At 67.1% G+C, this 12030-nt stretch carries 11 protein-coding genes; 4 read left to right on the forward strand and 7 right to left on the reverse strand.

Annotated elements, in window-relative coordinates; genetic code table 11:
• On the reverse strand, positions 1–220 hold a 220-nt coding region (locus tag GM676_RS31910; RefSeq protein WP_308936707.1), incomplete at its 3' end, for a hypothetical protein.
• Here GM676_RS31910 and GM676_RS30350 point away from each other — a divergent pair.
• The gene (locus GM676_RS30350) at positions 207–998 is read left to right on the forward strand and encodes a substrate-binding periplasmic protein (protein WP_229262931.1); all 792 of its coding nucleotides are present in this window, start codon (positions 207–209) and stop codon (positions 996–998) included. The two genes, GM676_RS31910 and GM676_RS30350, sit on opposite strands and share 14 nt — an antisense overlap.
• Before the next feature lie 105 nt (positions 999–1103).
• Positions 1104–2225 carry a branched-chain amino acid ABC transporter substrate-binding protein gene (locus GM676_RS30355; RefSeq protein WP_155468297.1) on the forward strand — a complete coding sequence of 374 codons (1122 nt, stop codon included), beginning with the start codon at positions 1104–1106 and terminating at the stop codon, positions 2223–2225.
• Positions 2226–2238: 13 nt separating this feature from the next.
• On the opposite strand, the gene GM676_RS30360 is transcribed toward GM676_RS30355, so the two are convergent.
• From GM676_RS30360 to msrA, 4 genes are all read right to left on the reverse strand, one after another.
• Positions 2239–2970, reverse strand: coding sequence for a YoaK family protein (locus GM676_RS30360; protein WP_155468298.1), 732 nt, complete (start codon positions 2968–2970; stop codon positions 2239–2241).
• Between the two features lie 7 nt (positions 2971–2977).
• Positions 2978–3967, reverse strand: a complete 990-nt coding sequence (locus GM676_RS30365) for a cupin-like domain-containing protein (protein WP_229262932.1) — start codon at positions 3965–3967, stop codon at positions 2978–2980.
• 29 nt (positions 3968–3996) lie between these two features.
• The gene (locus GM676_RS30370) at positions 3997–4395 is read right to left on the reverse strand and encodes a DUF1842 domain-containing protein (RefSeq protein WP_155468299.1); all 399 of its coding nucleotides are present in this window, start codon (positions 4393–4395) and stop codon (positions 3997–3999) included.
• A 108-nt stretch (positions 4396–4503) separates the two neighbouring features.
• Positions 4504–5007, reverse strand: a complete 504-nt coding sequence (gene msrA, locus GM676_RS30375; protein WP_155468300.1) for a peptide-methionine (S)-S-oxide reductase MsrA — start codon at positions 5005–5007, stop codon at positions 4504–4506.
• Between the two features lie 194 nt (positions 5008–5201).
• Between msrA and GM676_RS30380 the strand changes: the two genes are divergently transcribed.
• Complete coding sequence (locus GM676_RS30380; protein ID WP_155468301.1) at positions 5202–5609, forward strand: response regulator; 408 nt, start codon at positions 5202–5204, stop codon at positions 5607–5609.
• Between the two features lie 42 nt (positions 5610–5651).
• A complete protein-coding gene (locus tag GM676_RS30385) occupies positions 5652–5837 on the forward strand; it encodes a hypothetical protein (RefSeq protein ID WP_155468302.1) in 186 nt (61 codons plus the stop codon).
• Between the two features lie 5 nt (positions 5838–5842).
• On the opposite strand, the gene GM676_RS30390 is transcribed toward GM676_RS30385, so the two are convergent.
• Both GM676_RS30390 and GM676_RS30395 read right to left on the reverse strand, forming a co-directional pair.
• Entirely contained in the window at positions 5843–7495 is a 1653-nt protein-coding gene (locus GM676_RS30390) for a ShlB/FhaC/HecB family hemolysin secretion/activation protein (protein ID WP_155468303.1), read from the reverse strand.
• Between the two features lie 40 nt (positions 7496–7535).
• Positions 7536–12030, reverse strand: a 4495-nt coding sequence (locus tag GM676_RS30395) for a beta strand repeat-containing protein (RefSeq protein ID WP_155468304.1), incomplete at its 5' end; no start/stop codon positions are given.

Raw genomic sequence — 12030 nt, forward strand, 5'->3', positions numbered from 1 at the left:
TGCCGCTTGCCGCTTGCCGCTTGCCGCTTGCCGCTTGCCGCTTGCCGCTTGCCGCCTGCCGCCTGCCGCCTGCCGCCTGCCGCCTGCCGCCTGCCGCCTGCCGCTCGCCGCTCGCCGCTCGCTGCTTGCCCGCTGCCGAGCCGGGCTGCTGGGATGCCTCTGCGGCCGCGTAGTCCCGGCGGCTGTTTTCTGCAATAATCGGAGGCATGCCGACCTTCATGCCGACGATGCGCCTCCGGTTCACGGGCTTCCTGCTCGCCGCCTTGCTATGCTGCGCGCCCGCACCGCGCGCCATCGCCGGCCCGCAAACCGTGCACCTGATCATCGGCGACACCCTGGACGAACAGGGCAAGCCCAAACCCCTCAGCCCCATCAAACGCAAACTGCTGGAGGCCCTCGAACGCGAACTGGGCGTCACCTTCGAACTCCATATGTCCCCCTGGGCCCGCGCCGAACGCTACGCCATCGACGGCGCGGGCCTGATCTTCGGCCTGCCCAAAAGCGCCGACCGCCTGCACGCTCTGCGCTACTCCGACGTCGCCGCCTACAACAATCTGTGGATCGTCACCCGCAGCGACGCCACCTTCACATACAACCGCATCGAAGACCTGCGCGGCAAAGCCATCGGCATCGTGCGCGGCTACCACTACGGCGAACAAGTCGAACGCGCCCGCGCCAGCAAACTTTTCCGCACCGACGAAGACATCGCCTCGCGCGGCACCCGCCTCACGCGCCTGATGCTCAAGCGCGTCGACGCCGTGCTGCTCTACCAGCCCAGCCTCCAGACCGCGCGCGACGTCGAAACCGAAATCAACGCCTACATGGCGCCGCGCCTGCGCCACATCGGCGCCGCCGCCAACGCCGGCTACAGCGTGCTGCCCCAACCGGTGGCCACCGATGCCGGCGTGTTTTTCGCCATCGCCCGCAATCGCGACGACGGCATCATCGACCGCATCAACGCCGCGCTGGCCCGTCTCCAGCAGCGCGGACCGAATTAAATTTTGAACGCCACCCGTTTGAAGGCCCAACTCGCACGATAATATTTTGTGTTTTTGGCGATAATCACCGCACCATCAAAAACCGCAGCAGAATCAGGAGATCGCATGAAATTGAAGCACACCACCGCCGTCCTCGCGTTGATGACCGCCTTCGGCGCCCACGCGCAAGACACCGTCGTCAAGATCGGCCATAGCGGCCCGCTGTCCGGTTCCCAATCCTTCTCCGGCAAGGACAATGAAAGCGGCGCGCGCCTGGCGGTGGAAGAACTCAACGCCAAGCCGATCACCGTGGCCGGCAAGAAGCTGAAATTCGAACTGCTGTCGGAGGACGACCAGGGCGACCCGAAGGCCGGCGTGGCCGCTGCCCAGAAGCTGATCGACGCCGGCGTGCGCTACGTGGTCGGCCCGTACAACTCGGGCGTGGCCATTCCCGCATCGCGCGCCTACAACGACGCCGGCGCCCTGATCGCCACCGTGGCCACCAATCCGAAACTGACGCAGCAAGGCTACAAAGGCATCTTCCGCGTCAACGCCAGCGACACCCAACTGGGCTCCAAGATGGCGCTGTACGCGGCCAATGAGCTGAAACTGAAGAACGTCGCCGTGATCGACGACCGCACCGCCTTCGGCCAGGGCGTGGCAGAAGAATTCAAGAAGCAGGCCAAGGCCGCCGGCATGACCGTGGCCGGCCACGAATTCACCAACGACAAGGCGTTCGATTTCACCGCCATCCTGACCAAGCTGAAAACCAAGAAGGTGGAAGCCATCTTCTTCGGCGGCTACGCGCCACAGGCGGCGCCGATGGCGCGCCAGATGAAACAGCTGGGCATCAACGCCAAACTGCTGGGCGGCGACACCATCTGCACCGCCGAAATGGGCAAGCTGGGTGGCGACGCCGTCGGCGACAACGTCCTGTGCTCGCAGGGCGGCGCCATCCTGGAAAAAGCCTCGGCCGGCCCGGCCTTCAAGGCCAAGTTCAAGGCCCGCTTCAAGCAGGACGCCGACGTCTACGCGGCCGCCTATTACGACGCCGTGATGATGTACGCCCAGGCCATGCAAAAGGCGAACACCATCGACGCGCAGAAGGTGCAAGCCGTGATCAGCGCCGGTTCGTACCAGGGCGTGACCGGCACCTACGCGTTTGACGCCAAGGGCGACATGAAGCAGTCGCCGGTGACCATCTTCACCTTCAAGGCCGGCCAGCCTTCGGCGCTGACCACCTACTGACAGGGACGCGCCGCTAGCGGGCAGCGCGCAAGTCGTCCGCCAGCGGCACGATCGCCAGCAGCAGCAAGGCCAGCGCCAGCGGCACGCAGGCGGCAAAGCCCAGATACATGAAGCCGACCGCGCCGGCCACGCCGCCGATGAAGAACATCGCCAGCAGGGACGCCAGCAGCGCAAGCCGCGGCAGGTCCGCCGTCACGCGGGCGGCGGCCGGATCGCGGTTCCAGTAACACAGCTTGCCGAGTTCAATGCCGATGTCGGTCACCAGCCCGGTGACGTGGGTGGTGCGGATCTCGGCGCGCGAAGCCTTGGTGACGATGGCGTTTTGCAGGCCCATGACAAAGCACAGCAGCGCCACGATGGCGCCGATGTGGCCATGTTCCGCCATCCGCACCCCCAGCAGGCCAAACGCCAGCAGCAGCGCCGCCTCCAGCAGCAAAGGCAGCGCGTAGCGGCTGTGCGCCTCGCGCCGCCGGCCCCAGTTGATCAGCACCGCCGAGGTGGCGGCGCCGCAGAAGAAGGCCGCCAGCGACGCCAGTCCGGCCAGCAGCAGCGACATATTCCCCAGCGCCAGATTGTCGGCCAGCGCCGACACGATGCCCGACATGTGCGAGGTGTACTGCCCCACCGCGAAGAATCCGCCCGCGTTGACCGCGCCGGCCACGAAGGCCAGCGAGCGCCCGAGGCGGCGGTTGCCGATGTCGCTGCGATGCGGCGTGGCGTAGGTGCGCAGATAGTGCAGTGGCATGGCGGGCCTAGAAATCGCGCTGGGATGGATACCAGGTGTAAAAGTCGTTGTCCCACTTGAAGTGGGTGGTGGAGATGGTGATGGTCACGTCCAGCGCCTCGACGAAGTGCCACCAGCCCACCGGCAGGAACAGGATCTCGCCCGGCGCCAGCACGCAGTCGATCACCGGCACGTCCGCCATCAGGGGATAGCGCCGCAGGTCGATCTCGCGGCCGTCCACCGGCGAGAAGCAGTGGCGCGTGTTGTAGACCTTGGGCGTGTCGCACGGCGCGATCAGGCGCACGCGCTTGCGGCCGGCGATCTGGATCATGAAGTTGTTGGTCAGGTCGTGATGGAACGGCGTGATGGTGCCGGCCGGGCCAAACCAGAAAAAGCCGCTGCTGCCCGCTTGCAGGTACTCGGTCAGCGGCGGCAGGTCGCCCATCAGGCCGGCCAGCGCGACCTTGTTATGGGCATCGTTATTGGCCGTCATGTAGAAATCGTTGGTGACGCCGGCGCCGCGCACCATGGCCACGTAGTCGCCGAACGGCATGCGGCGCTTGTGGCTGACGCTGTTGATTTCGTAATCGGGATCGGCATCGCGGCCGAACTGCACTTCCACTTCGCGCTCGCCCAGCTGCGCGGCCAGGTAGTCGAAGCTCCATTTGTCGCGCGCCGCGCAGTCGTCCAGCATGCCGGTGATGATCACCGGCTGGTTGCGGCGGTAGTACAGCTCCAGGAATTCGTCTCCGGACAGGCGCGCCCGGCGCGGCACCGCCGGCGGCGCCAGCCGGTTCAGGCGCGACTGGATGCCCAGCACCCAATCGCGCTTGGCGACCCGGTTGGACAAGCGGGCCACGCCGCGCAGATAGGGGCTGCGCAGCGCCGCCGCCATCTCCGCGCGCGCGCTCGGCTCGGCGATGCCGGACTGGACCATGACGCCCACCAGGCCGTCAGGGTTGCCGCCAAGAATCAGATTTTCGGCGATCCAGCCGCGCCATGAGTCGTTGATTTCCATGGCGCCAGTGTACCGCAGAGTCCGAGGCGCTAGTAGGCCACCTCGGGCAGCACCGCGCGCGCCTTGCCGTCGCGCACGTCGATCACGCGCGGATACAGTTTGCCCAGGCTCATCTTGTAACAGGCCTGGCCTTCCTTCCACGCGGTCGGCAGCACCAGCAGCATCTGGAACGACGACGGTTCCTCGTCCAGCACGGCAAACACCGGCGGCGTGCCGGCCAGCACGATGGCTTCCAGCGGCTCCTCGCCCTCGATTTCCATGTGCTGGCCGCGCACCGGCATTTCATGCGTTTCGCCGGTGACGGTGTGCAAGGTGGCGGCGCCGACCACGCTGGCGTTGGCGCGGTCGACCACCAGGTTCAGGCGCAAAGTGGGACGGCCGATGGCGGCGCTGGAGATTTCGTAGACGGCGGCAAATAATTGGTTCATGGCATTCCTGAGGTGAGGGGATGAAACATGGCCCCCACTGTAGGCGTGCCGCGCCAAACTTACCTTCGGAATACCTTCCGCGCCGTAAGCCGCTGTTTTTAAAGCCTTTTAACGCTTGGGCAAGACCCAGTCCGGACGCACGTAATGGCAGGTGTAGCCGTTGGGAATGCGCTCCAGATAGTCCTGATGTTCCGCTTCGGCCTGCCAAAACGGGCCGGCCGGCGCCAGTTCGGTCGCCACTTTGCCGGGCCACAGGCCGGACGCGTCGACGTCGGCGATGGTGTCCTCGGCCGTCGCTTTCTGTTGCTCGTTGGTATAAAAAATCGCCGAACGGTAGCTGGCGCCGATGTCGTTGCCCTGGCGGTTGGGGGTGCTCGGATCATGGATCTGGAAGAAAAACTCCAGGATCTTGCGGTAGCTGAGCGTTGCCGGATCGTAAATGATTTCAATCGCCTCGGCGTGGGTGCCGTGGTTGCGGTAGGTGGCGTTGGGCACGTCGCCGCCGCTGTAGCCGACCCGGGTGCCGAGCACGCCCGGCATCTTGCGGATCAAATCCTGCATGCCCCAGAAACAGCCGCCGGCCAGGATGGCCTTCTCGGTGGTGCTTGTCATCTTCACTCCCTTTCATTAGTGTCTAGAGGCAATTTGGAGACAACCGCGGATTTCTTCAAGCAATCCACGGAAATCCATCTATAATTGTCCTTAGGAAAGCCATACCGCTCCTGTCACGCGCGCCCCTCCCCTGCCGCGTCCCTTCTTCCGGCCTGGACCCAGCCGAACGTCACGTTACTTATTCGTTCACTATTATGGACCAGACCACCAAACGTATTCTCGTTGTCGACGACAACACCGAAGCGGCCGACATCTCGGCCGAACTGCTGGAACTGCACGGCTATCACACCGCCGTGGCCTATGACGGCCTGGCCGGACTGGAAACCACCCGCGCCTTCCGGCCGGACGCGGTGCTGCTCGACCTGGGCATGCCGCGCATGGATGGCTACCAGGTGGCGGCCGCCCTGCGCGCCGTGCCCGATTTCGACCACGTCGCCCTGATCGCCTTCACCGCCTGGGGCGACATTGTGACCCGGCAGCGGGTGATCGACACCGGCTTCGACGAACACATCATCAAGCCCGCCAACCTGGAACGCATCCTGGCCGCGGTCCGCATCGCCCTGGACAAGCGCGAACAACTCTGCGCGGCCGCCGCATCGTAGTGCTTTTATGATACTGTCCTGAGTCAGACAGGAGGTATCATCATGATCGAACGACGCACCCGCCCCGACCGCGTGAAAGCGGTCGCGGTCAACGCCGGCATCGCCATGGCGCAAGAAAAAGGCCGCGAGGCCGCGGCCGAATTCCTGGCGGACGCCGGGGTGCCGCTGCCGGTGATCGCCCGCGTGTTGAGCGAACCGGACAAGCGGCGCGCGGCCGACCTGCGTTAGCCGATTCAGAACTGGTACGCCGCGTTGGCCCAGAGCATGGGCTGGCGTTCGTGCGGCTCCGAGCGCGGCGCGCCGCCATGGGTGCGCCACGCCAGCAGCAGCGAGGCGCTGATCGCGCGGTTGGCATAGCGCAGCCCGGCCCCGGCGCCGGCCAGCGAGCGGCGGTTGGCGTCGGTCGTCCACGGTTCGCGGTTGACGGTGACGCGGCCGGCATCGAAGAACAGATACGGCATGAAGGCGCCGGCGGCATAGCGCAGCTCGACCTGCGCCAGTGCGCCACTGTCGCCATAGCCCTCGCCGCCCGGATAGGCGCGCACGCCGTTCCGTCCCCCCAAACCGAATTTTTGCGACGAGTCCAGGTTCTTGCTGGCCCATTGGGCCGAGACGCGCCCGTACAGGTCGACGCCGGCGGTGAGCGACTGGATGCGCGCCAGGTCGAGGTTCCATTTCGAGAACTGGCCGGCGGTGCGGGCGGTGAGCGCGTCGGCCGGCGCCAGGCCGGCGTCGAGTTGCAGGCGGCCCGGTGTCCAGCTGAGGGCGCCGTAGGTCACGCCGCCGCGCAGCAGGTTGTCGCGCAGGTCGAAGTTGAGCGCCAGCGGCAGGCTGTTGCTGGATTTGTCGCTGCGGCTGTCGGTGGCGCCCTGGCGGTCGTGCAGGCGCTTGTGCTCCAGTGTGCCGGACAGGGTGAGGTTGTAGCGCTGCGAGCGCACCAGCGGGTAACTGAGGCCGGCGCTGCCGACGTCGGCGGTGCCGGTGGCGTCCAGCGCGGCAAAGCTGTCGGCCAGCGCGTAGTAGGAATGGGTGTAGCCGACCTTGCCGCGCAAGCCGTAGGCGTTCAGCGGCAGCGCGTAACTCAGCGCGCCGAACCACATTTGCTCGTCGGTGTACATGCCTTGCACCACCAGCTGGTCGCCCAGCGTGAGCGGGCTGTCGACGTCGAGGTTGACGTGCACGCGGTTGCGGCCGGTGTAGCGGTTGCCATCGTTGTCGATGCCGATCTCGCCGGCGTAGCGGTGGTCGCGCCGCACTTCGACCGCCAGGTCGCCGGTGCCGACGTCGCGGCCGGGGCGGACCACGGGGATGCTCTTGATGCCGGGCTGGTCGTCCAGGATCAGGGTCACGCGCTCCAGCGCGTGGCTTTCAATCACGCTGCCCGGCTTGAGCGGCGACAGGAAGCGCTGACCGGGCGCGCTCAACTCGGCGTCGCCGTGGGCGGTGATCTGGCCGTAGCGCCCTTCCAGTATCTCGATGCGCAAGCCACCTTGCTGCAAATCCTGCTGCGGCAGGTAGGCGCGCGCGAACGGATAGCCGGCGGCGCGGTAGTAGTTGGAAATGCGGTCGGCCAGCGCGCTCAGGCCGGCGAAGTCGTAGGTTTTGCCCTGCACCGGCCCCAGCGCGCGCAGCAGTTCATCCTGGGCGATCAGGGTGTTGCCGGTGATGGTGATCTGTTTCAGCGTGACCGTCACGCCGCCGGGCGCCACCTGTGGTGGTGGCGTTGGCGTGGTGAGCGGCAGCGGGGCCGAGGGAGCGGGCTCGCGCAGCGCGCGCGGGCCGTTTTCCTGCAATAGCTGCCCGGCATCGGGCCGCTGTTGCGCCAGCACCGGGCTGCCGATGCCGAGGAGGGAGGCGGTGGTCAGAAAAGTCAAAGCTGGTTTCATGTCGGCTTTCAACGCTGTCTGATAGGCATCAATTGTAGCGTTACTTCTTGTCCGTTGTCGCGACGGATGCTGTGCTGATGTCCGGGATGGCCGCCGGTGGCATTTGAATCCCGCCGGAGACGACGAACACGCTCAGGAACTTGACGTCGCGGCCGGCGGTCAGGCCCTGCGTGGCCGGCAGGCGATCGCTGCTGGCGGAGCGCGAGGTATCGGCGCCCTCACCCACGGCCGTGTAGTTAAGACCACCCACGCTCAGCGACGGCAACGCGGGCGTCACGCCCCCTTGCACGATAGGAGTCGCCGCCTGCACCGACACCGCCGCCGGCAACGCAGCCGCCGGGACTTGCACGACAGGTATTGGTGCTGGCGTTGGCGTTGGCGTTGGCGTTGGCGTTGGCGTCGGTGCTGGCGTCGGCACAGGCGTTGGTGCTGGCGTCGGCACAGGCGTTGGTGCTGGCGTCGGCTCAGGCGCTGGCGTCGGCACTGGCGTTGGTGCCGGCGTCGGCACTGGCACTGGCACTGGCACTGGCACTGGCACTGGCACTGGCACTGGCACTGGCACTGGCGTTGGTGCTGGTGTCGGTGCTGGTGTCGGTGCTGGCGTCGGCGCAGGCGTTGGTGCTGGCGTCGGTGCTGGCGTTGGCGTCGGTGCTGGCGTTGGCGTCGGCACTGGCGTTGGCGTTGGCGTCGGCGTTGGCGTTGGCGTTGGCGTCGGCGTTGGCGTTGGCGTTGGCGTTGGCGTTGGCGTCGGCGTCGGCGTCGGCGTTGGCGTTGGCGTCGGCGTTGGCGTTGGCGTTGGCGTTGGCGTTGGCGTTGGCGTTGGCGTTGGCAGGATATTCGCACTGGTCGTCGCCGTACCGGCAATGCTGTAATTCCCTGCGTCCGTACCGCTCAGCACCAGACCGCTCACGTTCACCGTGACCGCCGTCCCCGCCGTCGCCTGCGCAAAGTGCGCTGACGCGCCGCTTGCATCGAGATGCACATCGTCGCCGCTGACCTCGCCGCTAACTGCGCCACCATGCGTCAAGGTCGCCACCGTGCTGCCATCCTCCGTCTTGTCCGCCGCGGTCGTGCCGCTCACCGTCAGGCCCATCGGCAGTATCGACGCCACAATGCCAGTCGGCGCCGCCACCTGGTAATTCGAAGCCAACCCGGTACCATCGGCCAGCACAATGCCGCTGACGTTCACCGCCTTGCCATTGCCGGCATGACGATCCGCGAACGCACCACTCTGCCCCGAGAAACTCAAGGTCTCCGAACCCACCAGACCACTCAACGAACCGCCACTCAGGACCGCCGCGGTATTGCCATCATATGTCTTGTCAGCCGCCGTCATGCCGACAATCGTCAGCAGCTTGGGCGTGATGCTGGCCGTCGCCGTCGCCTGATCGGTGAAGACATAATTGCCCGCATCCGCGCCGGTGTAGCTGCTGCCCAGGGTCACCTGCTTGCCGCTGGCCGCGTTGGCGTCGGCAAACGCGCCGGTGGCGCTGACGACCACCTGATCGCCGCTCACCAGATTGGCAATCACCGCCGCACCGCTATTGACCTGCGCCGTCGTGCCGCCGTCATACACCTTGTCCGCCGCGGTGATGCCGGACACACTGGCCGCGCGCGGGGTAATCGACGCCGTCACGCCAGCCGGATTGCCGACACTGTAATCCGACGCCAGCCCGCTGCCATTCGACAGCACCGCGCCGGTCACCGTTACCGCCTTGCCGGCGCCGACATTTTTGTCCGCGAACGTTCCCGCCAGACCGGACAGGCCCAAGGTCTCCGCGCCAACCAGACCGCTCAGCGTAGCGCCGCTCAGCGTGGCCGAGGTGCCGCCGTCATACGTCTTGTCGCCGGCCGACAGACCGGTGATCGTCAGCGCCTTCGGCGTCACCGCCGCCGCATTGCCGGCGCCAGCCGACGACAGGCTGGGCAAGGCATAGTTGGCCGCCAGGCCACCGCTGCCGTCGGCCAGCGCGATGGCGTTGACATAGCCGGCCGCGCCCACGTGCGCGCTGTTGGCGGTAGCGCCGCTGTAGCCCAGGCTCTCGCCGGCCACCAGATTGCCCAGCGTGACCACGCCGCTCAAATCGGCCGTGCCGTCATAGGTCTTGGCCGCGTTCAGGGTCACGGTGCGCGGCGTGATGCTGGCGCTGGCCGTGGCGCTGGTGCCGGACAAAGTGTAGTTGCCGGCATCCGCGCCGCCCAGGCTGATGCCGCTGATGCTGACCGTATAGCTGCCGACGTTCTTGCTGCCGAACGCGCCGCTGCCGCTCAGCGTGAGACTGTCGCCCGCCACCACGCCACTGGCCGTGACCGCCGCCGTGGTGGTGCCGTCGTACACCTTGCCGGACGCGACCGGCGTCAGGGTCTTGGGCGTGATGGTATAGCTGCCCGTATTGAAATAGCCCACCGCATAGGTGGTGCCGCCGTTGACATAGCTGCCTGGGTTGGCGGCGTCCGGCGTCAGGCTGGCATAGCTGCCGGCGTTCTTGCTGGCCGTGGTGTAGGCCACCGACGGCGTCAGCGACGACACGGCGAAACCGCCCGGCCCGCCCAGCGTGGTGAAGCTCAGCCCGGTGGCGACGTTGCTGCCGTCATAGGTCTTGCTGCCAGCGCCGCTCTGGATCACATAGATCGGCAGGGTCGACATGCTGACCGCCTGGTAGGTCGCGTACAGATAGCTGTTGTTCGACCCCGGAATCACCAGCGTGCCGCAATTGGGGAAGGGCGAGACGCACTCGGTCGCCAGCTGCGGCGACTGGGTGTAGGCCGACAGCTGCGGCGCGCCATTGACGAACACCAGCCAGCTGGCCACCGAGGGTCCCTTGAACACCACGCGCGCGCGGCTGCCGTACGACACCAGCCCCATCGCCCCCTCGTCCTTCTGGGCGGCGGTGTAGCCGGCGGTGGAGTTGACCGCGTTGAGCAAGGTGCCGCCACCGCCGGTGTCGCTGCCCACCGTGGTCACGGTGCCGGAGTTGCCCTCGAACGCCACACCGAAGGTCTTGATGCCGCCGGTGCTGACGCCGGTGACAAACAGGTTGCCGGTGCCCGACAACACGGTCGCGCCGGACTTGATAAAGACGCCGCCGGTGTCGCCCGACAGGCTGCCGTTGTTGGCGCCCACCGACGACTTGCCGTTGATGACGATATTGCCGCCCTGCGACAGGATGCTGCGGTTGCCCTCGATGGTCACGGCCGCCGCGCTGCCACTGTAGTTGAGCGCGTAGCCGATGCCGTTGGTGACGGCGCCATTGGCGCCGCCGATCAGGATATTGCCGCCGTTGGAAGTGAGGTTGGCATTGACGTCGATGCCACCCACGGTGGCGCCGGCCGCGTTGGCGGCGCTGAGCGTGATGCCCAGCTTGCCCGCCGTGGCGCCGATGTTGCTGTTGACCGTGATGCCGCGGTCGGCGCGCAGGGTCAGGGTGGCGTCGCCGCCGGCGCTCTTGTCGATGGCGCTGGCGACCGTGATGTCGCCATTGCCGCTGGCGGTGGCGCCGTAGGCGGCGTTGTTGCTTTGCGTGGTGACCGTCACGCTGGTGCCGGTATTCAGCGCGCTGTTGATATTGGCGGCCGCGGTGGCGTTGATGGTGTAGTCATAGGGGTCGATCAGCCACTGGCCGCCCTGGCCGTGCGCCGCGCCGGCGTCCACGCGCAAGGCGCGCGCGGTGGCCACCTCGGCGGCCGAGGTTTCGATGAAGCCGCCGTTGCCGCCGTGCGCGGCGCTGGCGTCCAGCGTGCCGGCCACGTCCACGCGGCCATTGTGCATATCGCCCAGCAGCAGAATCTGGCCCTGCTCGCCGGTGGCCAGCGTGCGCGCCTGCACCACGCCGCTGTTGTTGATGACGGTGCTGATCAGATCACCGGCCGCGCGCGCGCTCATCAGCACCATGCCGCCGTCGGCGCGCACCGCGCCGCTGTTCTCGATCAGCGCATCCAGCGCGGCGCGCTGGACCTGCAACTTGACCGGGCCGCCCAGGTCCAGCCGCACGTCGCTGCCGGCGCCCAGCAAGGCGTTGCCGCGTTCGGCACTGATCTCGCCGCTGTTGAGGATTTTGGCCGCCACCAGCGCCACCGTGCCGCCTTGCGCGGCGCGGATATTGCCCTGATTGATGACGGCGTTGGCGCTGTCGCCCTGCAAGCGGTAGTTACCGCTCATGAAATCCTGATTGCTCATCGCCAGCGTGGAGGCCAGCAGGCCGCCCACGTCGACCTGCGCGGTGGGCGAGAACAGCACGCCGTTGGGGTTGAGCAGGAACACCTGGCCGTTGGCCTTGAGCGCCCCCTGGATCTGCGACACGTCGCTGCCCAGCACGCGGTTCAACGCCACCGCGCTGGCCGACGGCTGCACGAACTGCACGGTGTTGTCCTTGCCGATGGAGAAGCTGTTCCAGTCGATCGCCGCCCTGGCGCCCGCCTGGTTGATGGTCATCACCTTCCCCTGCTGAGCGATGCTGGCCTGGCCGGCGGTGACCACGCCGCCGGTGGGCAAGTCGGCCGCGTGCGCCGCCGCCTGCGCCAGCGCCGCCGCCGCC

Source organism: Duganella radicis, assembly GCF_009720825.1.
Classification (GTDB): domain Bacteria; phylum Pseudomonadota; class Gammaproteobacteria; order Burkholderiales; family Burkholderiaceae_D; genus Rugamonas; species Rugamonas radicis.